The sequence below is a fragment of the Alteromonas hispanica genome (genome assembly GCF_010500915.1).
GTDB lineage: Bacteria > Pseudomonadota > Gammaproteobacteria > Enterobacterales > Alteromonadaceae > Alteromonas > Alteromonas hispanica.
On record NZ_JAAAWP010000012.1, the window covers coordinates 52952 to 73778 of the forward strand.

The 20827-nt window shown below is 44.3% G+C and carries 18 protein-coding genes; 3 read left to right on the forward strand and 15 right to left on the reverse strand.

From position 1 onward, the window contains the following. Nucleotide 1: 1 nt before the first annotated feature. The 3 genes from GTW09_RS15660 to trxA form a co-directional block, all read right to left on the reverse strand. Entirely contained in the window at nucleotides 2-1318 is a 1317-nt protein-coding gene (locus GTW09_RS15660; RefSeq protein ID WP_163112630.1) for an amidohydrolase, read from the reverse strand. A gap of 221 nt (nucleotides 1319-1539) precedes the next feature. Then, nucleotides 1540-2805, reverse strand: a complete 1266-nt coding sequence (rho, locus tag GTW09_RS15665) for a transcription termination factor Rho (RefSeq protein ID WP_083595354.1) — start codon at nucleotides 2803-2805, stop codon at nucleotides 1540-1542. A gap of 267 nt (nucleotides 2806-3072) precedes the next feature. Continuing rightward, a complete protein-coding gene (gene trxA, locus GTW09_RS15670) occupies nucleotides 3073-3399 on the reverse strand; it encodes a thioredoxin TrxA (protein ID WP_163112631.1) in 327 nt (108 codons plus the stop codon). 100 nt (nucleotides 3400-3499) lie between these two features. On the opposite strand from trxA, the gene rhlB reads away from it, so the two are divergent. Continuing rightward, the gene (gene rhlB / locus GTW09_RS15675; RefSeq protein WP_071978516.1) at nucleotides 3500-4786 is read left to right on the forward strand and encodes an ATP-dependent RNA helicase RhlB; all 1287 of its coding nucleotides are present in this window, start codon (nucleotides 3500-3502) and stop codon (nucleotides 4784-4786) included. A 27-nt stretch (nucleotides 4787-4813) separates the two neighbouring features. Further along, nucleotides 4814-6325 carry a Ppx/GppA phosphatase family protein gene (locus GTW09_RS15680; RefSeq protein ID WP_163112632.1) on the forward strand — a complete coding sequence of 504 codons (1512 nt, stop codon included), beginning with the start codon at nucleotides 4814-4816 and terminating at the stop codon, nucleotides 6323-6325. 132 nt (nucleotides 6326-6457) lie between these two features. Here the strand turns inward: GTW09_RS15680 and hemB are convergent, their stop codons facing one another. Genes hemB through tatA form a run of 7 tightly spaced genes read right to left on the reverse strand, consistent with a single transcriptional unit; the run spans nucleotide 6458 to nucleotide 12034 of the window. Continuing rightward, nucleotides 6458-7459 (reverse strand): porphobilinogen synthase, encoded by a 1002-nt coding sequence (hemB, locus tag GTW09_RS15685; RefSeq protein ID WP_071978514.1) that lies wholly within the window; start codon nucleotides 7457-7459, stop codon nucleotides 6458-6460. Then, nucleotides 7456-9351 (reverse strand): sensor domain-containing diguanylate cyclase, encoded by a 1896-nt coding sequence (locus tag GTW09_RS15690; RefSeq protein ID WP_163112633.1) that lies wholly within the window; start codon nucleotides 9349-9351, stop codon nucleotides 7456-7458. Before GTW09_RS15690 ends, hemB begins: the two co-directional genes overlap by 4 nt. A gap of 3 nt (nucleotides 9352-9354) precedes the next feature. Beyond that, nucleotides 9355-10131: a TatD family hydrolase gene (locus GTW09_RS15695; protein ID WP_163112634.1), complete on the reverse strand. Its 777-nt coding sequence runs from the start codon at nucleotides 10129-10131 to the stop codon at nucleotides 9355-9357. Continuing rightward, entirely contained in the window at nucleotides 10132-10698 is a 567-nt protein-coding gene (locus tag GTW09_RS15700; RefSeq protein WP_163112635.1) for a hypothetical protein, read from the reverse strand. Nucleotides 10699-10724: 26 nt separating this feature from the next. Beyond that, nucleotides 10725-11495: a twin-arginine translocase subunit TatC gene (gene tatC / locus GTW09_RS15705; RefSeq protein ID WP_071978510.1), complete on the reverse strand. Its 771-nt coding sequence runs from the start codon at nucleotides 11493-11495 to the stop codon at nucleotides 10725-10727. Next, nucleotides 11496-11795 carry a Sec-independent protein translocase protein TatB gene (gene tatB, locus GTW09_RS15710; protein WP_071978509.1) on the reverse strand — a complete coding sequence of 100 codons (300 nt, stop codon included), beginning with the start codon at nucleotides 11793-11795 and terminating at the stop codon, nucleotides 11496-11498. Next, nucleotides 11795-12034, reverse strand: coding sequence for a Sec-independent protein translocase subunit TatA (tatA, locus tag GTW09_RS15715; protein ID WP_071981115.1), 240 nt, complete (start codon nucleotides 12032-12034; stop codon nucleotides 11795-11797). Before tatA ends, tatB begins: the two co-directional genes overlap by 1 nt. A gap of 194 nt (nucleotides 12035-12228) precedes the next feature. Here tatA and GTW09_RS15720 point away from each other — a divergent pair, with 194 nt between their 5' ends. Then, on the forward strand, nucleotides 12229-13266 hold the full coding sequence (locus GTW09_RS15720; protein ID WP_163112636.1) for a hypothetical protein: 1038 nt from the start codon (nucleotides 12229-12231) through the stop codon (nucleotides 13264-13266). Between the two features lie 102 nt (nucleotides 13267-13368). On the opposite strand, the gene ilvN is transcribed toward GTW09_RS15720, so the two are convergent. The 5 genes from ilvN to GTW09_RS15745 form a co-directional block, all read right to left on the reverse strand. After that, nucleotides 13369-13866, reverse strand: a complete 498-nt coding sequence (gene ilvN, locus GTW09_RS15725) for an acetolactate synthase small subunit (protein ID WP_032095445.1) — start codon at nucleotides 13864-13866, stop codon at nucleotides 13369-13371. Continuing rightward, on the reverse strand, nucleotides 13866-15584 hold the full coding sequence (locus GTW09_RS15730; protein ID WP_071978507.1) for an acetolactate synthase 3 large subunit: 1719 nt from the start codon (nucleotides 15582-15584) through the stop codon (nucleotides 13866-13868). Before GTW09_RS15730 ends, ilvN begins: the two co-directional genes overlap by 1 nt. Before the next feature lie 251 nt (nucleotides 15585-15835). Next, entirely contained in the window at nucleotides 15836-16219 is a 384-nt protein-coding gene (locus GTW09_RS15735; protein WP_071978506.1) for a MaoP family protein, read from the reverse strand. Between the two features lie 216 nt (nucleotides 16220-16435). Next, on the reverse strand, nucleotides 16436-16897 hold the full coding sequence (locus tag GTW09_RS15740; RefSeq protein WP_163112637.1) for a hotdog fold domain-containing protein: 462 nt from the start codon (nucleotides 16895-16897) through the stop codon (nucleotides 16436-16438). A 248-nt stretch (nucleotides 16898-17145) separates the two neighbouring features. Beyond that, nucleotides 17146-20232 (reverse strand): TonB-dependent receptor domain-containing protein, encoded by a 3087-nt coding sequence (locus tag GTW09_RS15745; protein WP_163112638.1) that lies wholly within the window; start codon nucleotides 20230-20232, stop codon nucleotides 17146-17148. Nucleotides 20233-20827 lie beyond the last annotated feature (595 nt).

Genomic DNA, 20827 nt, shown 5'->3' on the forward strand with positions numbered 1-20827 from the left:
ATTAATGCTGCTCCATATAGTCGAGAGTAAAGTTCGTTAATAGCTTAACGCCTAGTTTCATTCCAGAGTCATCAACATAAAACTCTGGAGTGTGGTGAGCAGGGCTATCTTTCTCTGATACATCAAGTGGCTTTCCACCAACCCAAACATAAAGTCCAGGCACTTTTTCTTGAAAGAAAGAGAAATCTTCTGCACCGGTTACCGGGTTAGACAACAAGGTGTTCTCTGCTCCAGCAGTTCGCTGCATGGTAGGTAGCATCGCTTGCGTTAACTCAGGGTCGTTAAACGTTATTGGATAAGAATAATCAAGAGGCAAAGTAAGCTCAGCCTTCGCTCCCATACTTTCTGCAATACCTTTCACTTTGCGAGGCAGCGCTTCATAGATATGCTCACGTGCCGCTTTGTTGAGGGTTCTGATAGTGCCCACTAATTCAACTTCGTTAGGAATAATATTTGACCTATTGCCGCCATGAATAGAGCCCACCGAAACAACGGCAGCATCATCTATTAACTTTATTTCACGGCTAACAATAGTTTGAATTGACATGATCATCTGCGCCGCGGTGACTACAGGGTCAACACTTTTCCAAGGATAAGCACCGTGAGCTTGTTTACCGTGAATCACTATTTTAAACGGATCTACCGCTGCCATAGTGCCACCTGGCTTGTAGCGCACTTTGCCTACGTCGGTATTGGCATTGATGTGAAGCCCAAAAATCACATCTACATCGGGATTTTTAAGTACGCCTTCCTTAACCATAACCTCTGCTCCACCGGTTTCTCCGGCAGGCGCGCCCTCTTCTGCAGGCTGGAATATAAATTTCACTTTACCCTTAAGTTGGCCCTTAATGTCGGTAAGGATTTTGGCGGCCCCCATCAACATGGCCATATGAGTGTCGTGGCCACAGGCATGCATCACAGGAACTTCATTGCCGTTGTATTCACCCATTTGCTCAGACCGATATGGCAAGTCGTTTTGCTCTTTAACAGGCAAGCCGTCCATGTCTGCTCGAAGTGCAACGACAGGACCTGGTTTTCCCGAATCAAGAATGGCTACTACCCCAGTTTTTGCAATACCTGTTTGTACTTCAAGGCCAAGGGACGTCAAATAAGATTCGATATATTCGGCAGTTTTAAATTCTCGGTTTGATAGCTCAGGATATTGGTGGAAGTGATGGCGCCATTTAATGACATCAGGTTCGACATTCGTAGCAAGGGTATCTACATCGACAGAGGCTGCGCTAGCAGAGACTCCGATGGCCGTGCTAAACGTAAAAAGACTAGCTAAGGTTAACGCAACTAAATTTTTCCTAAACATGATGATTTTCCTTTGTTGTTTTCATCAGAATAAAGCATCTGATTACAGAACACATCACTAACCTTATTGCTGATAATCAAAATAACGCATAGTGAAAAAGAAAAGTATTGTACGGAAGTCTAATGCCTTAGTTAGCGCCGCCAGTTAAAGAAGGTATAAGGGGGCTTAGAAACAAAAAAAGCGCCTAGTATCCGGCGCTTTTTTAAAACAATAGCTATTTATTAGCTTTTTTGTCTTCGCATTGCATCGAAGAACTCATTGTTGGTCTTCGTCATAGAAAGCTTACTGATTAAGAACTCCATGGCATCAATTTCTGACATCTCGTGAACGATTTTACGAAGGATCCACATTTTCTGAAGTTCATCTTGCTTCGTAAGAAGTTCTTCACGACGAGTACCAGAACGATTAAAGTCGATAGCTGGGAATACACGTTTTTCCGCAATTTTGCGGTTAAGGTGAAGTTCCATGTTACCAGTACCTTTAAACTCTTCGTAGATAACTTCATCCATTTTAGAGCCGGTATCGATAAGCGCTGTAGCGATAATAGTTAAACTACCACCTTCTTCAACGTTACGGGCAGCACCAAAGAAACGCTTTGGCTTGTGCAACGCATTGGCATCTACACCACCGGTGAGTACTTTACCTGATGATGGAATAACCGTGTTATAGGCACGAGCAAGACGAGTAATTGAGTCGAGAAGGATAACCACATCTTTCTTGTGCTCTACCAACCGCTTCGCTTTTTCAATTACCATCTCTGCAACTTGAACGTGGCGACTTGCTGGTTCATCGAACGTCGATGCGACTACCTCACCTTGTACAAGACGATGCATTTCTGTTACTTCTTCTGGACGCTCATCGATAAGCAATACCATTAGCTCACACTCAGGGTGGTTGGCAGCAATAGATTGAGCGATATTTTGAAGTAGAAGAGTTTTACCTGCTTTAGGCGGTGCTACAATAAGACCGCGCTGACCGCGACCAATAGGCGATGCTAAATCAAGTACTCGCGCTGTAATATCTTCTGTTGAGCCATTACCACGTTCCATGCGCAAACGGTCTGCTGCATGCAAAGGAGTAAGGTTTTCGAACAAGATTTTGTTTCGTGAGTTTTCAGGCTTGTCGAAGTTTACTTCGCGTATTTTTAACAGCGCAAAGTAACGTTCACTGTCTTTTGGTGGACGAATTTTTCCTGCAATGGTGTCACCAGTTCGCAGATTGAAGCGACGTATCTGGCTTGGCGATACATAAATATCATCCGGACCTGCAAGATAAGAAGAGTCAGCTGAACGTAAGAAGCCGAAACCGTCCTGTAAAATCTCTAAAACTCCATCTCCGAAGATATCTTCGCCGCTTTTCGCATGCGTCTTCAAAATGGAGAATATGATGTCTTGTTTTCTGGCGCGAGCCATATTTTCAAGGCCCATTTTTTCGGCCATGTTAACCAACTCGCTAATTGGTTTATTCTTTAATTCGGTTAAATTCATACTGGTGGGTCTTTGTGCTTGAACTTCGCTTACAGGACTTTTGGTCACTCTGTTCTCGTTTAGATTTGGTATCGCCCGGATTTGGACATGTGCAGAATGCTGCTCGGATGAGCGCTGAGAGAAAAGTTAGCACTATATTTAATCAACGTCCAGCGATTTGCTCACTAAATGTTAATTAAATTGGGCTTACTATCCTAAAGTGTAATGCAACAGGGCGTGATCAAAAAACCGATGTAGAGGTTAGCTACACCGGCTTTTCTTGTTCAATTACAGGTTTTCGTTAAGAAACTCTGTTAGTTGAGTTTTTGATAACGCACCTACTTTCGTAGCAGCAACATTACCATTTTTGAAAAGTAACAGTGTTGGAATGCCGCGAATACCGTATTTAGGCGGAGTTTCGTTATTTTCATCGACATTCAACTTGCCAACTGTTAACTTGCCATCAAACTCGATCGCAACTTCTTCTAAGATAGGCGCGATCATTTTACAGGGGCCACACCATTCGGCCCAAAAGTCAACTAGTACAGGACTGTCAGCATTGATAACATCTGCTTCGAATTTATCGTCAGATAACTGGATAATTTTGTCGCTCATTCTTTTCTCCGTTTGTGGTCTGTTGCTGAGTATACTCAGCTTTACCATAAGTGTTATATAGAAACTGTTTTTTAATGCAAGCACTGATAAGCTATAAGCTATGCCTACTCATTTAACTGAAACTCATTTTTCCGACCTGCCGATCAACAGCAAAGTCGTTGACGCCTTGACGGCAGAGAATTTTTCGCATTGTACACCAATTCAGGCACTTGCACTGCCTCCGTTATTAGAAGGTCTCGATATTGCGGGCCAAGCTCAAACGGGCACGGGAAAAACCATTGCGTTTCTGGTCGCTACATTCCATTACCTGCTAAGCAAAGCAGAAAACTCAAGTAACAGCAAATCAGACGGTCCGCGCGCCATTATTATGGCTCCGACACGTGAACTGGCTGTGCAAATATTTAACGATGCCAAGTTGCTCAGTGAGCATACTGGAATATCGCTTGGGTTGATTTATGGGGGCGAAGGTTACCAAAGTCAACGCGAAACCCTAGAAGAAGGGGTGGATATTATTATTGGCACGACAGGGCGCATTTTGGATTACTACAAACAGGACGTCTTTACGCTAGATAATATTCAGGTAGCCGTACTTGATGAGGCCGATCGTATGTTCGATTTGGGTTTCATTAAAGATATTCGCTTCTTATTCCGCCGCATGCCTCCGGCAGGTGAGCGCCTAAGCATGCTGTTCTCTGCCACGCTAAGTTACCGCGTACAGGAATTAGCATACGAGCACATGAACAATCCAACTCATGTTCAAGTAGCGCCCGAACAAACCACGGCAACACGTGTTAGCCAAGAACTGTTCTATCCATCTGACGAAGATAAGATGCTGCTTCTTCTCACATTGTTAGAAGAAGAATGGCCGGAAAAAGCCATTGTGTTTGCCAATACCAAGCACAGCTGTGAAAAGGTAACTGATTGGCTTACCGCTGATGGACACCGTGTTGGCTTATTAAGCGGCGACGTGCCTCAAAAGAAACGCCTGGGTATTCTAGAAGATTTTACCAAAGGCGCACTGGATATACTTGTTGCCACCGACGTAGCTGCGCGCGGATTACACATCGATGCGGTAACGCACGTGTTTAACTATGATTTACCTGATGACGCCGAAGATTACGTGCACCGTATTGGTCGCACCGGCCGTGCAGGAAGAAGCGGTATTGCTATTAGCTTTGCTTGTGAGAAGTATGCGCTTAACTTACCCGCGATTGAAAAATACATTAACGCTACCATTCCGGTAACAGACTACGATAGAACCGCACTATTGGAAGATATTAAGCCACCAAGACCGCGAAAGAAGAGAGTGCCCAATAATCGAAACTCTTCACGTAGAGGAAATAGCCGAGGGCGTGGTAAACCTCAGCAAAGACATACAAACAAGTAAGATATAAGAAACACTATACGAGATACTATGCAGGCAGAACTCCAGCACGATGCCCAAACCTACGGTGAATATTATGCCGCCGTAGATTTAGGCTCAAACAGTTTTCACATGGTCATTGTCCATGTTGTTAATGGTAGCGTTCAAATTATTGGTAAAATAAAGCAAAAGGTGCGATTAGCAGCAGGGCTTGACGATAATTTTTTGCTTGATGAAACAAGTATGGAACGAGGCTGGCAATGCCTGCAAGTGTTCTCTGAAAGGCTGCAAGATATTCCCCCTTCAAACATCAAGATAGTGGCAACCGCAACGCTGCGTCTTGCAACCAACGCACATGTTTTTGTGCGCAAAGCTGAAGAGATCCTTAACCACAAGCTCAATATAATTAGCGGCGAAGAAGAAGCCAGGCAGATATATTTAGGCGTCGCCTATACCTCCGCTAATCAGGGCAACAGCTTGGTTATTGATATCGGTGGCGCTAGCACTGAAATCATTATCGGTAATGATATGCAGCCTATCCATCTTAAAAGTTTGGACATGGGTTGCGTTACCTTTATGGAGCGCTACTTTCAACGTGGTGTTATTAACACCGAAAATTTTGATCAAGCAAAGAAAGCGGCTCATTCACTCATAAATGAAGTGTCTAACGCGTTTCTTTGTTTTGATTGGGAAAACTGTTTAGGTGCGTCTGGCACACCACAAGCCATTACTGAAATACTGGTTGCACAGGGGATAAGTGACGCAATAAGGCTAGACTACCTTTACCACCTGCAACAGCAATGTGTTGAATGTGGCTCTTTAGGCCAACTTGAAATAGAGGGTTTAGAAGAAAGCAGAAAAGCGATATTCCCTTCCGGACTTGCTATTTTAATAAGTCTTTTTGAGGCGTTACATATCAAGCATATGAACATTTCTGGAGGCGCGTTACGAGAAGGTTTGATTTACGGCATGTTAGACAATGTCACTGACAATGATCGTAGACAACAAACACTTAATCAGACCAAGCAGCGCTATCATATAGATACAGCCCACGCGGTTTCTGTGAGGCAAGTTGCCCTGTCGCTTTGCTATCAGCTGTGCAGACAACAAAATATCTGTCATTTAGATACCGAAACCATCTTAGGCGCGGCAGCTGAGCTGCACGAGATTGGGCTTCATATAGAATACAAACGTCATCATGAACACGGCGCTTATATTCTTAGCTTTATCGACTTACCAGGGTTTACACGCCTACAGCGAACGGCTATTCGAGAACTAGTATCCCAGCACAGGCTAGCCATATCTGAGGATGTATTCGATAACTATCATCATGATTACCGCCCCATGCTAAAGGGGTTGCTTCGTGTTTTACGTATTGCCGTAGTGCTTTGCTTGCGCAGGCAAAACAAGCATATTCCTGATGTAAAACTTGTTTGTAATGACAGTAAATGGACGCTCACTTTTCCTGAGGGCTGGCTAAAATCTCACCCCTTGATAAACGCTGAATTAGCTAATGAGTGCTGGCTTCAACACAAAGCCGGCTGTGAGCTTGTTTGCATTTAGCTTATTTACATAAAAATCTTAAGCAAAGCCGCATTTATACAGGCTCAACACAAAGCGCCGCCAAATGTACAAAATACATTTGGCGGCGCTTTTGCTCGCTCTTTTAAAAAATAAAGGCTGTTACTTATTTATTCAGTAACTTTTATTCAGCAGCTCTGCGGCTTTCGGAGCGAAGTAAGTAAGAATGCCGTCGGCGCCCGCACGCTTAAATGCGAGTAGAGATTCTAAAACTACCTCATCCTCTTTTAGCCATCCATTCGCAAATGCAGCCTGATGCATAGCGTACTCACCACTCACCTGATAAGCGAAAGTGGGCACGTTGAACTCATCTTTACAGCGGCGAACAATGTCTAAGTACGGCATTCCCGGCTTCACCATTACCATGTCTGCCCCTTCTTCAATATCAAGTGCTATCTCGTGAAGGGCTTCATTAGAGTTTGCTGGGTCCATCTGATAGGTTTTCTTATTTCCACCTTTAATGTTAGCAGCCGAGCCCACCGCGTCTCGAAATGGGCCATAGTAAGACGATGCATATTTTGCAGAGTAAGCCATGATGCAGGTGTTCACATACCCTTTGCTTTCTAGCGCTTCACGAATGCGACCTATACGTCCGTCCATCATGTCAGAGGGTGCAACAATATCAGCCCCCGCCTCGGCATGAGATAGCGCCTGTTTTACTAACACTTCGACTGTTTCGTCGTTAACGACATAGCCGTCGGCGTCAATAAGTCCATCTTGCCCATGGGAGGTGAAGGGATCGAGAGCAACATCTGACATCAACATGACCTCAGGGTACTTTTCTTTTATGGCACTCAGGGCAGTTTGCGTAAGCCCTTCTGGGTTAAACGCTTCTTTAGCACAGTCGGTTTTTAGTGCCATTGGCGTAACAGGAAAAAGCGCAAACGTTCTTATTCCCAAGGCCACCCAATTTTCCATCTCTAACAGCAAGAGATCGAGAGACAGGCGTTCTACATTTGGCATTGACGGAACAGCCTCTCGGGCATTTTCACCTGGCAACACAAATACGGGGTAGATTAAATCATCAACAGAAAGCGCGTGCTCTGCAACGAGACTGCGCAATGCGTCTTTAGCTCTTAGCCTGCGCATGCGCTTATTTGGAAAAGAAGTGGTCATAGTTGGTCCTGCAAATGTTGAGATATTACTTTGTTTCGCCCGGTTTGTTTTGCTTTGAACAGCAAGCTATCGGCGAACCTAAATAGAGTTTGGGCTTGCTCTTCGTCTTGAATAACAGCAGTTGATACGCCTGCACTGGCAGTAAGTTTAATTTCACTACCCTCATAGTTAAATGGCTTGTCTGCTAATACTCTGACTATGGTTTTTGCTAAATGTGTAGCACCCGCCAAGTCAGTGTTGGGCAGAATAAAGGCGAACTCTTCTCCACCAATTCGGCATAAGTCGTCACTGGGGCGGTGAATGTGTTGTTGAAACAGCGAAGTCGTGTGTTTTAAACACAAATCGCCCGCGTCGTGCCCATACGTATCATTAATCTTTTTAAAATGGTCAATATCGAGAATGATCAGCGAAAGCGGGATTTCTTCTCTTCTACTTCGTCTGCCTTGGGCACGGAGGCTTTTATCAAAGTGGCGGCGATTGTGCACACCTGTAAGAGGGTCGATAGCGTTAAGCCGCTCTAGCTCCTGATTCACTTCAGAAAGCTCTCTTAATGTCACCTCTAGCTCTAAAGTGCGCTCTTCAACTTTGTATTCTAAGTCTTCTTGATGACGCTGCTGCATGGTCAGCAGGTGTTCTTTGGCTATATTCGCCTGTTTTTCCTGCTCTAAAGCAAACTGTTTTGCATCGATAAGAGAATCTCGGCTGTGACTAAAATTAATGGCCAAGATAAGCGCTAAAATAAGGGTTTCAACTGCCCCACCTATAATCAGTAAAGTATTTGACGTTAAGGGGAAGTTTACTAAATTAACGTTATCAAAGCTTGCCGCTAACGCACTAACTAAGAGAAACCCCCACGCTATGGTAAAGTATCGTGCTACTGCTTCACCTTTTATTGCCATCCAGGCTCCAAGCGCAAGGGTGTAAGTAACGATAAAACTTAATGCAATCAAGAATGCTTTAATCATAAATGAGTAAGGCAAGATAACACCGCCAACAAGAGTTATACCGCAAGTCCAACCAATACCAATCATTATTCTATCGCACAACAGGCTGTACTTTTTAATCGGTAGTAAGCTGCGAGTGAACATACTGGCAAACATGATTGTTGCACTGGCAAAAATAACCGCGGCCCTTCCCTGAAACCAAGGGCTATTGCTCCATATATAGGTGAAACCATATCCCTGAAGCGTGGCTATGGTAAGCGCTAAACAAAAAACATACCCTGAATAGAGAAGAAATGAGCGACTTCCTGTTGTGACAGTCAGAAAGATATTGCTGATCCCCATAGCGATAAGAATTCCGAAAAACACACCCAGCGCGGCATTTCGGTTAGCAGTAAACTGAATGAACTCCCTCTCTTTCCAAATCCGCACCGGCAATCGAATAGTGCCCGTTGTTTTTACTTTAATAAAAACTCGCTGGGAGAACTGACTAGAAGGTAGGGGAAACAAGGGCTTAACATGTTGTAGCGGGCGTACGCTGGTAGGTTGAGTGTCTCCGGCAGAATAAAGCACAACAGGAGTTGCCCCAGTACTCTCAAAAACCCCCACGTCGAGAACATCGAGCAGTGCATAGTCGATATGCAGTAAATACTGACTCTCTGGGCTTTGGGTCGGGTCTACGACCAGAGAAAACCATACGGTTTTATCGCTCATGCCTAAGTTAATAGGCGAAGATATCGCAGTCCAGCGGCTCTTCGGCACCTGCGCTACGTTATCGAAGTCTATCTCGTCATTGTTAGTCGTTAAGTACGTTAGCTGAGAATAGTGCGGCGGCAACGAAGTACTAGGGGAGATATTCAAAAACAGCCACACAAAGATGGCAACCGCTACACAGGTGGTAAGCAGTAACCAAGCATCGTGATTACGCAGTAAATCCAGCTTTTTTCTCATATCTCAGTCAATACTAAATAAGGTTAGCGTATTAACAAAACTGCTTTTACTAAGCTGTTGGGCCGGAACACCAAGCATATCGCTAACCTGCTCTACAATGTGGGGTAAAAAAGCAGGCTCATTGTTTCTTTTTCTTGGTCTCAGTGTTTTTGGGAAAAGGTAAGGCGCATCGGTCTCGAAAATGAGTCTATCGTGAGGAATACACGTAATAGCATTTCTTAACGACTCACCGCGTTTTTCGTCGCAAACCCACCCTGTAATTCCAATATACAACCCTAAGGCTAAGTACTCTTTTGCTTCCTCTACACCTCCGGTGAAGCAGTGCGCGATACCATTGGGTAGTTGGGGAATATATTTTCTTAGCAGCGCTATTTGAGGTTCAAAGGCATCACGCTCGTGCAAGTACACAGGTTTTTGCAGCTTGACAGCAATCTTTAGCTGCTCCTCAAACACCGATAGCTGAGTTTCTTGCGCAGAAAAATTGCGATTAAAATCTAAACCACACTCCCCTATTGCAACACAGCCCTTTTGTTGAGCAAGTTGCTCGAGTTGCATCAACCCGTGTGCATTTACGTCTTTTGCATTGTGCGGGTGGACACCAATGGTGTAACAACAGATATCGGGGTATTTAAGATATAGCTGGTACGCATCATCCCACTCGTTTGGATGGGTGGTAATAATGCATAACCTTGCAACGCCAGCGTCATTCGCTTGCTGAATAACTTCGTCAGCACTAAATCGCCCGTCTAGCAGATTTACGCCGGCGTCGAACAGTTTCATCTACTTTACGCGCTTCACTTTTAAGCGCTTATTAAGCCCTTCCACGCTTAAGAAGAACGCGCCGAAAAGACCTTTTTCAATACTTACCGTTTGACCTTTTTCAAGCTTTAAATAGGTATTGTCGACTTGCTGCCATACCGCGCCATCACTGAAGGTAACAACGGTCTTTCCTCGTGCTCCCTCTGATAGGTCGGCAATAGTAAGGACAACCTCAGATACTTCATCGGCTGGCGTGCGCTTTCTATCTAAACCAAAAGAGGCTTCAGGATCGCGCTCTTCAGTAACAGCAGGAGCCGGCGCCGCAGCAACACGAGGACGAGAAGCGGGCACGTTGGCAGTCGAAGGTTTAGGCTTTGCTCTGGGTAGCGCTGGCATTTCGCTCATTTGCATATCTGTATCGTCATACTGGCTCAAAGACTTCGCCATGCGGTCATAACACATTAGGCGCTTTAAGCTGTTTTCTGTAGCACGACACTTTTCAATTGCCTTACCAACACTTTCAGCCTGCGCTGGCAACGCATTTAAAGCCGCCAAAACTGCAATAAAAGGGATTATTCGAGTTTTCATTTTTTTATTCCTTTTTAATAAATTATTTAAGCGTCGTCAGAAGCGTTTGTTGTGTCGTCGCTCGCTTTATTTTCTTCACGCTTTCCCTTACCCGCATACAAACCACCTATCACTACGCCTACTTCAAATAGCAACCACATAGGGATGGCCAGTAAGGTTTGCGAAATGATATCGGGCGGAGTTAGCAGCATACCAACAACAAAAGCACCTACTACTACGAAAGGTCGCTTTGCCCGCAACGATTTAGCGTCGGTTATGCCCGTCCAGCACATAAGGATAATGGCAATGGGAATTTCAAACGATACTCCGAACGCAAAAAACAACTTTAATACAAAATTTAGGTAGCTGGAAATATCCGTACTTACTGTTACCCCTTCAGGGGCAACACTGGTGAAAAACGCGAAAGCGATTGGAAATACCACAAAATAGGCGAACGCCATACCAGCGTAAAACAAAAGAGTACTAGAAAGCAGCAAGGGAGCGACTAATCGTTTTTCGTTACGATAAAGCCCTGGAGCCACAAAACCCCAGACTTGATAAAGTACGTAAGGTATGGCGATGAAAAAGGACAGCACCAACGTAAGCTTAAACGGAGCAAAGAAGGGAGAGGCAACATCGGTAGCAATCATAGTCGCGTTTTCTGGCATAGCATCTAACAGCGGCATAGCCAGCAGTTGATACAAATCTTGCGCAAACGCGGCCAGACACAAGAACACAACAAGCACGCTCAGTAACGCCTTTAGAATTCTGCTGCGTAATTCAATTAAATGAGATAGTAAGTTGTTTGCGTCAGACATTTACTGCTTTTTATAAGGTTCTTGAACCGATTCAGCCGCTTTTTTCAACTCATCCACACTTTTTTCAAGTTCTGGTGAGAGTTCTTTAAGTCCCTGCTGTTCCGCTTTCTTAAGATTTTCATGCAACTCGTGCACGCGCAACTGATGCTCAACTTCTTGCTTAAAGCCAGTTGCCATATTGCGCACTCCACGAACGGTATTGATGGTTGAACGTATGGCACCAGGCAACCTCTCTGGCCCCAACACTAAAAGGGCCAAAACGCCTATAACCAAAAGCTCCCAAAAACCAATATCAAACATTAGGACTTATCTTTCACATCACTTTCTGTTTTTGTCGCTACTGAGTCAGAAGTGCGCTGTTCTTCTACCTGCTTTTTTTGGTCGAAGTCTGCGTCTTTATCGTCTTCAGTGATTTCTTTTTTAAAGCCTTTTATAGCACTACCTAAATCGGTGCCAATGCCTTTTAAACGCTTTGTGCCAAAAAGTAACACTACTATCACTAGTATTATCAGCAGCTGCCAAATACTAATACCACCCATAAAATTTATCTCCCCAACTTCAATGTGCCCAGTATGCCACTGCAAGGCGCTCCTTTCACCTGAATATTTATCTTATCGAATAATCATTGACCTTTTACTTCATGCGTTTCATTCTTCTTACTACAAAGTAATCTTTTCGGTTTCACTTACAGTCCACACAGGCTTTACCATTATTAACAAGGAGTTAGTCATTAATGACATGCGCTGTCACTGTGTTATGCCATTTTCTACTTGCTAATTTCTCACCTTCTCAGGGCGAGAGCGAGGCGGTGAAACACAGTCAAAACGCGCCTAGTGGAGTGATAATGACCACCAACGTTGTCAAGAAAAAGGCCATAGAAGTAGATGACGGTCATCAACATGACTACGAAGAGCAATGGTTTGATATTTGGCAGCGTAGCTTTACTAATTCGATGGACTTTACAGTAAGGCAATTCGATGGCTGGTTTTACAGTAAAGAAAGCGATGAGAAGCTCATGGGTTCACAGGCTAGAGCCCAAGGGCGGGTTCAACTTGCTTGGGAACCTCGCTCTGGCATGTTAACAGATACCGATGTGCGGTTTCGCATTCGAGTAAAACTGCCAGCACTAGAAGAGCGGGTAGATTTGTTACTGAGTGATAACGAAGATGAAACCCAAGATTCAGCCATCAGAGCAGCGAGGGATACAGCAAACAACAACCGAGATCGCACAACTATCGCCCTTCGTTTTCGACCAGATCAAAACTCCCATTATTCTTTTAGAATTGGCGCTGGCAGGCGTGATCAGCTTTACACTCGAGCAAGGTACAGAGATGCGGCAGCGATAAGCGAAAACTGGGCTGTTTTATACGATGCTGAAGTTTATTATTTCACAAGGGATAGACTGGGCGCAGAGTTGGGCGCTGCTTTTCAATACGATCTAAACCCGCAGCATTTAATTCGACAGAACAACCGTTTCTTTTATCGCGATGAGACCGACGATTGGTTTTGGCGACATGAAATTCACCATTTGTATTCCCTAAATCGTCACAATTCGCTCATTCCCCACTTTATGGTAGAGGGTCTTAGCCAACCCAACTATCGCGTTGAAGAGATTTACAGCGGCTTGAGATGGCGTTCAAATACGGTGAGAGATTGGCTATATTTTGACGTTGAGCCCTTTGTGTTGCTACTGCGAGAGGAAAACTTTTCTCCTTCATTTGGTGTGGCCCTGCGCGTAGAGGCGTATTACGGAGATGTATCTAACAATTGAGTTTGTGTTGTAAGCAACTTTTTCGGTATAAAAAAGGCCAGTGTTGCACTGGCCTTCAAATGTTTGAATATAGTTATTCGCAGTTGTACGAATAACTAAACGCTAAGGCCTTAGTGCTCTATCACCACGAGCAAGACCACACACACCCGTTCTCGACGACTCGATAACCTCTGCGCATTGGCCCATAGTGGCCGCAAATGCGTCAAGCTTGTCGGTAGTGCCAGTAATTTCGATAGTGTAGTTATTGGCGTTCACATCAAGAATGCGGCCGCGGAAAATATCTGAATTACGCTTAACTTCCGCGCGCACTGACTCGGTACGGGTGGCGACTTTAATTAACATTAATTCGCGCTCAATGTGCGTGTTTTCCGTTAAATCTGCCACCTTAAGCACGTCAATAAGCTTATTTACCTGCTTAGTGATCTGCTCGATAACCTTGTCATCACCATGGGTAATGATAGTTAAGCGTGAAAGGCTTGAATCGTCTGTGGGTGCTACGCACAACGAGTCTACGTTATATCCACGCTGAGAGAATACACCAACAATTCGAGATAGTGCGCCAGGGGCGTTTTCCATTAATACTGAAATAATGCGTTTCATTAGGTTCGCTCCGTCTTACTCAAGCGCATGTCATCCATGGCTCCGTACTTAATTTGCATAGGATATACGTGTTCGTTTTGGTCTATAGCAATGTCCATAAACACCAAGCGATCTGTGTAGCTGAAACATTTCTCCATAGCGGCGTCGAGCTCATCTAACTTATCGACCTTAATACCAATGTGACCATAAGCTTCTGCAAGCTTAACGAAATCAGGCATCGAATCCATGTAGGAGTGTGAATGTCGACCTTTATAGATCATATCTTGCCACTGACGAACCATGCCAAGCGCGCGGTTATTCAACGAAATAATCTTGATAGGTAAGTTGTATTGCAAGCAGGTAGACAGTTCTTGAATATTCATTTGAATACTACCGTCACCCGTTACCACTACTGATGTGGCTTTAGGGTGAGCAAACTGAACTCCCATTGCCGCGGGTAGGCCAAAGCCCATAGTGCCTAGGCCGCCAGAGTTAATCCACTGACGTGGCTTATCATACTGATAATACAAGGCAGCAAACATTTGATGCTGACCCACGTCCGAGCTCACAAAGGCTTTGCCATCGGTGTGCTTATAGAGCGTTTCAATAACTCGCTGTGGTTTAATAACTTCTTCGCCCTGCTCATAATTCAAGCAAGCTTTTGCTCGCCAAGTTGCTATTTGGCTCCACCAATCGGCAAGCTTTTCAGGCTGAGCAGAAAGGTCTTTCTTATCCACTTGACTAAGGATTTGATCTAAAACCTTATCTACCGAACCAACCACTGGAATATGTGCGTTCACCGTTTTAGATATAGATGCTGGGTCGATGTCAACATGTATGATATCGGCGTGAGGGCAAAACTTATCAACGTTGTTAGTTACACGGTCGTCAAATCGCGCACCTAAAGCAATGATACAGTCGGCATTATGCATCGACTTATTAGCTTCAAGGGTGCCGTGCATGCCAAGCATGCCAATAAATTGCTTATGTGTTCCCGGCATGGCACCAAGCCCCATTAGGGTACATGTAACGGGGGCGTTTAGCTTTTCGGCTAGCTCAATCACTTTGCTGGAGGCGTCACAGGCTACTGCTCCACCGCCAACATATAAAATCGGACGTTCCGCTTTCAACAGTGACTCTACTGCTTTTTTGACCTGTTTTGGGTGACCCTTTTCAGTTGGATTGTAAGAGCGCATAGTTACGTCAGACGGGAACACATACGGATGTTCGTCCGCCACACTTACTAAATCTTTCGGTAAATCAACAACTACCGGGCCTGGGCGACCTGTATTAGCAATATAGTAGGCTTTTGCAATTGCCTCAGGAATATCAACAGAGCGCTTTACAAGGAAGCTATGCTTAACAATAGGACGTGAACACCCTACCATATCAGTTTCTTGGAAAGCATCTTCACCTATGTGCATAGAAGGCACCTGGCCCGATAGCACTACCATAGGAATAGAATCCATATATGCAGTGGCTATACCGGTAATCGTATTTGTTGCTCCAGGACCTGAAGTGACGAGAACGGTGCCGGTTTTGCCAGTTGAACGTGCATACCCATCCGCCATATGTGCGGCTGCCTGTTCATGACGTACGAGGACATGTTTGACATCATCTTGTGCGAATAAAGCATCATAAATGTCAAGTACGGCACCACCTGGATAACCGAACACATGTGTTACTCCTACATCTTTTAGCGCTTCAACCACCATGGCTGCGCCCGACATCATTTTCACTGTTGTATCTCCCGTAAAAGGTTGTGAGTTGTCATCTTTCGCTGACGATGTCCGGACTATATCGAAGCTAATAGGAAGATAAAACACCAAAATGAGGAAAAGTGAGATATATATCCCAATAATAGTAATAATTAGGATGAATATTTCATAATAAAGACATTATTCACCCAAAATAGGATAATTATTTACAATCGGTTAACAAAATTTGGAATTTATCATCTGTTACGTTTGTTTTACGCATGTATTGAAGGCTAATCAGACACATCCACATCAAGATCGCTATTGTCATTGATGTCTTCGTCATTATCCGCGTCGGTATCGTCAATGACAGGCTTTTGTGAGCCATAGATGCTTGCGGTTTTAGGCCTATTTATTCGTCGTTGATATTTAAGCCACACCTTTTCTTGGGGAGTTGAAGGTTCGCGATGCCCCAAAGCTGACTCAAGATAAGCTTGTTCCTCATCATTTTCCGGAGTTATTTCGCCGTCAACCAGGGCGGCAAATAAACTTCCATGAGATTGCAAAAGCTTACTTTCGGAGATAGAAAAGTCACCAGAACGGGCAAAGCCATAAGGGTAGTTCTTTTTATCGACAAATAATTTACTCGCTACCTGCTGTTTTGAAATAACCGCCATATCCACCTCGTTCAAACTATATTAGTTGGGTGTAGCCAAGCGAGACCAATCTCTTACTTAGCGTAAAAATAGACTACTTATTTGACATATAACGACATGCTATTGGTAGGTTTAGTTGGGTTTGCAGCTACTGTCAAACCCAAAACACGAGGTAGTAAAAACTTAATATTTTAAATCAAAATAAGATGCAGAATGCTTCACGCAGCCTTGTACTATTTAGCGCTTCTCACTGACCCAAACGGTAATAATTCCATCTACAACAACGGTACCATTTGTATCGTATGCTTTTACTGAAATAGGCAGGTCACCAGGCTTCCATGCATCTTCTGGTACTTCAGCCACGCATCGAATATCGGTATCCGCTTTTGCTGGATACTTCACTTCCATCCCTTTTGGGATCCAACGCAAATGCTTGGGAATAGACGCCTCACACATAAACCCCATCGCCATTTCTAAACCGTTACAAATGGCAATTACGTGAACAGTACCAATGTGATTTTGAATTGCCTTTCGTTTTTTTAAGGACACTTCGCAATAGTTGGGGCGAATATCGGTGATCAGCGGAGAAACAGTAGAAAAATATGGCGCCCGTCTAGCAGAGTACCAACTAAATAGTTTTTGGCCGAACGGGAGCTTCATAAATTTGTTGTACATATTCAGTACATAATTCTTGTTCATAATTTACCGCTGTATGGTTATAACTGCCGCGAGAAAAGATGCATCCGCACATAACATTTGGCAAACGCATCTGGTTAGACCAGTAAGAGTAGCGATAGAAAGCATTAAAATCAATGCTTTGATGTCAGGCCTAGGCAACCCCCTCTTAATTGAGATTTGCAAACATTAAAAAGCCCCGCTTAAGCGAGGCTTTTGTTTGATTTTAGGTTAGCACGCATTGTTGTACTAACACTCTAGTATTAACCTTCTTACATATTGTAATTAACACCTAAGAAGAAAAAGCGTCCACGAGGCCCTGCTGGACGGGACAGTGTGCCTAGGTATGGGTCTTCCTCAAACGCGTTATTCACACCGCCATATACTTCTAACGAATCGTCGAATGTATAAGAGACTGAAAAATCGTGAACTAAAGCAGAACCTGTAGAGGTAATGCTGACGAAGTCCGGGTTATTTTCAATATCTTGATTTTCAAGACCAGGAAGTAACTGTGAGCTTTCATAGCGACCGCTCCAACCAATAACAAAATCGCCGATTAGGTAATCTACATTCATATTCACTATCCATTCCGGACGGCTGAATGTACCTAGTACGTCTGTGACTTCATCGGGTGCAGATACGTCACGTACTTCCTCGTTCTTGAGGAAGTTAGTTCCATTTATAGTGAAGTTAACGCGTGAGTCAGAATCGGTAAGCTCTGCAAGGTCAACAACGTAATCGATACGGAAGTCGATCCCTGAAGTTTCAACTGCTGCAAGGTTAATGAAGCCAGAGCGGAAGTTAGTAATAAACCCGTTTGAACCATCGCGGTCTACCGCGTCACAGAACTGGTTGTTAATCGTTGGAGCATCAACACAGTTTGAAGCGATATCAAATCCAGAAAGGCTATCGATAAGACCATCAACTTGAATATTATAATAATCTAGTGTGAATACTAGACCATCGAATACGCCATCAAATTCACCTTCAGGCTTCCAAACTGTTCCTATCGTTACGGTTTCTGCTTCTTCTGGTTCTAGATCCGGGTTACCACCGGTTGTACCGGCAACAAACGCAGATAAGAAGTTGGTTGAATCATATGAGCCATCGGCAACGCTATCACCAATTAAAGCAATACAGTTTGCTTCACGGAATTCTGATCCCGCTTCAATAAAGTTCTGGTTACACGGATCGTCACCTGCACCCAACGTTGCAGCAAACGTAGGCGCAAAAGCTTCGTTGATATTGGGTACACGTACCGCCTCAGAGTACGTAGTACGTACACTAAAGGTTTCTACCGGAGACCATACAGAGCCCACAGTCCATGCATCGTGAGTGCCATATGGCTCGTAATCTGAACTTCTATAAGCTGTACGCAACTCTAAGCGCTCAGCAAAGTCCATTCCTTCAAGTATAGGAATAGTGGCCTCAACAAAGTATTCGGATACATCGTATTGTCCGTTTGAAGGGTTAGTTGGCCCGCTGCGCGAGTCTAGTGTTCCAAATGTAAGACCAGATGCTGAATAAGGGTCTGGTGTAAAAGAGCTCGTCTCACGACGCCACTCATAACCAAGCGCAAAAGATACGGGACCGGCTGGTAGTTCAAATAAGTCAGACGAGTTACCCGACACCACAGCTAAGAAGTTTTCTTGTTCAATTTCGTTTTGCGATGTAGCAGGTTGGAAAATGAATGCGGCTGCTTCTGCACTAACAGAGTCTTTGCCGAATAGGTTAACCGGCACACACGAACCGTCGCCAGGTTGGAACGTAAGGAAGCCGAAGTTTCCGTTAACCGTAGGGAACGGCGACGTTGGCGGTAATGCCGAACTGTCTAGATCAGAACGACAAACTGTCTCACCGGTTGAGGGGTCAGTCACAGCGTCAATAGCAGCAAAATAACGATCTTCAAGACGCACTCGAGACGTTATATCGGCATCAGTACGACCGTAGTTATAGAATACTTCGTATTCTAGTTCGGTATTAGGAATATAACCGTCGAAACCAGCTACGATACGGAATGTCTTACGCTCGGCTTCTGGGTTTGAGGTTGCATTGAAATCGAGAACGTCGCGAGACATTACCAAACTTACGCTTTCGCCTTCGGCACTAAGCTGGTTTATTTGAGAAAGTAGCGCGCTAGGTACAAACGGGTTATCTAACGAAATAGGGATATCGTCGTTGAAACCATTAACCTGGTTAGTTTCTTTTGTTTCGCTAGATACAAATTTAGCGTCAACAAAGAAGTTTATAAATTCGTTCACTTCATAATTAGACACAGCTTGAACTAATACTCTCTTAGATTCAGGCAATATCAACTCGCTGTCTGGAGATGCCGGAACACCATCACCACCACTAGCGTCGAACGCACCAACATATACATCACCAGGGTTGTAAGCACGTAAATTACCGTCTTCACCGATTACCTGACACGTTGGAATCATTTGTGAACCAATGGTGGCACAACCCGGTGCGCCGCCAGAACCGAGTACATCAAAAAACGCGCTGCCGGTAAGTGATATCACACCACGATCACTGGAAATAGGAAGGCGGTAGTTTGGCACCCATGTATTGTCAAAACGAGGGTCTATACCAAAGGCTTGTTGAGTAGCTTCTGTGTTAGCGACTTGAGAAAATAGACCAGAGCCAGCAAAGTCTCTGTCGCGCGCAAATACTGGGCTTGTTTCTTGATATTCAACGGCAAAGACTAAATCGCCGCGATCACTGCTAAAGCCATTCGCTAGTGACAGGAAGAATTCATTAGCATCACCGTCATCTGTTACACCGGTTTGCGTGCGAACTTCTAAGCCTTCAAACGATGCGCCATCACGCATATTAAAGTTAACCACACCGGTTACGGCATCTGCACCATACACAGCAGAAGCACCACCTGTAAGAACTTCTACGTTGCGTAGCAATGCAGTTGACAGCGCATTAACGTCAACAGAGCCTGTTCCTTCGATACCAGAAACATGGCGACGGCCATTTTCCATAACCAGCGTTCTCTCGCTACCTAAGTTACGTAGGTCGAGTAAACTTGCACCTAATGGTGTACCGTTAAACGCAGAAAAAGAGCCTGGTAATGAAGCTTGTAATTGCGGAGATTCACGCAGCATGGCGCCCAGATCGATCTGACCTGATGTTTTAATGTCGCCCGCATTGATCGCTAGTACAGGACTAGCAGCATCTAACGAAGAATCTTGCGCAACACGAGAACCGGTTACCACTACCTTTTCGACTTCCCGTTCTTCCACTTCAGACTCTTCCTGAGCCTTTACGACACCTACATTAAGCGCCAAAGCCGACGATACGGCTAAAGCTAATGCAGAGATTTGATTGCGCTTTGATAAATCATAAGCCATGTGTGTTTCTCCGAGTATTTTCTTATCTTTTAAGGCCGCTATTCTTGCTGATAGCTAATGGCAGAAAGACTAATTTTATGTACCTTTAGGTAAGCATGTTTGAGACGCGCTTGAGCGGTACTATTATTTACAGCGTATTCTTTGCAAACTGTACTGACATTGCAGCCAGTGCAAGCTTTGTGCCCAACAATTGCTCGTTTATTCGCAATATGGGCTTTTGAAGCCGCGAATTATGCATATTTATTTATAAAAATCCATTTAATATGCACTCATTAAGCATCCAAGGCGTACTTCGCACTACATTAGTGCAAAAAAACAAACTTTCACGCCCGTTCACAAGGGATAAACGACAAATCGGGCAAAATCAAGATAAGCACGCACCAAAACAAGGCAAACAGCCTTGAATATTGATTCAAAGTGAAAGTGAAAAGGGTATAAAATCACGGCACACAGCCATCAAATCCAACAAACTTAATACTTTCGTATAAATTTGAGAATTATGCGGAAATTTGAAGGTTTTCGAAGCGAGAACAGGAATTCGAGCTCGTGTAAAGCAATGACCGACACTCAGTCGCGGGCCCACTAGGGTCGCCTT

Bases quoted from the DNA above. Each gene is read 5' to 3' on its own strand.
- tatC (WP_071978510.1), bottom strand. From the start codon at position 11,495: ATGTCTGACGCAAACAACTTACTATCTCATTTAATTGAATTACGCAGC.
- GTW09_RS15740 (WP_163112637.1), bottom strand. From the start codon at position 16,897: ATGAACAAGAATTATGTACTGAATATGTACAACAAATTTATGAAGCTC.
- hemB (WP_071978514.1), bottom strand. From the start codon at position 7,459: ATGACCACTTCTTTTCCAAATAAGCGCATGCGCAGGCTAAGAGCTAAA.
- GTW09_RS15745 (WP_163112638.1), bottom strand. From the start codon at position 20,232: ATGGCTTATGATTTATCAAAGCGCAATCAAATCTCTGCATTAGCTTTA.
- GTW09_RS15720 (WP_163112636.1), top strand. From the start codon at position 12,229: ATGACATGCGCTGTCACTGTGTTATGCCATTTTCTACTTGCTAATTTC.
- tatA (WP_071981115.1), bottom strand. From the start codon at position 12,034: ATGGGTGGTATTAGTATTTGGCAGCTGCTGATAATACTAGTGATAGTA.
- GTW09_RS15695 (WP_163112634.1), bottom strand. From the start codon at position 10,131: ATGAAACTGTTCGACGCCGGCGTAAATCTGCTAGACGGGCGATTTAGT.
- GTW09_RS15700 (WP_163112635.1), bottom strand. From the start codon at position 10,698: ATGAAAACTCGAATAATCCCTTTTATTGCAGTTTTGGCGGCTTTAAAT.
- GTW09_RS15735 (WP_071978506.1), bottom strand. From the start codon at position 16,219: ATGGCGGTTATTTCAAAACAGCAGGTAGCGAGTAAATTATTTGTCGAT.
- GTW09_RS15660 (WP_163112630.1), bottom strand. From the start codon at position 1,318: ATGTTTAGGAAAAATTTAGTTGCGTTAACCTTAGCTAGTCTTTTTACG.
- tatB (WP_071978509.1), bottom strand. From the start codon at position 11,795: ATGTTTGATATTGGTTTTTGGGAGCTTTTGGTTATAGGCGTTTTGGCC.
- trxA (WP_163112631.1), bottom strand. From the start codon at position 3,399: ATGAGCGACAAAATTATCCAGTTATCTGACGATAAATTCGAAGCAGAT.
- rho (WP_083595354.1), bottom strand. From the start codon at position 2,805: ATGAATTTAACCGAATTAAAGAATAAACCAATTAGCGAGTTGGTTAAC.
- GTW09_RS15690 (WP_163112633.1), bottom strand. From the start codon at position 9,351: ATGAGAAAAAAGCTGGATTTACTGCGTAATCACGATGCTTGGTTACTG.
- ilvN (WP_032095445.1), bottom strand. From the start codon at position 13,866: ATGAAACGCATTATTTCAGTATTAATGGAAAACGCCCCTGGCGCACTA.
- rhlB (WP_071978516.1), top strand. From the start codon at position 3,500: ATGCCTACTCATTTAACTGAAACTCATTTTTCCGACCTGCCGATCAAC.
- GTW09_RS15680 (WP_163112632.1), top strand. From the start codon at position 4,814: ATGCAGGCAGAACTCCAGCACGATGCCCAAACCTACGGTGAATATTAT.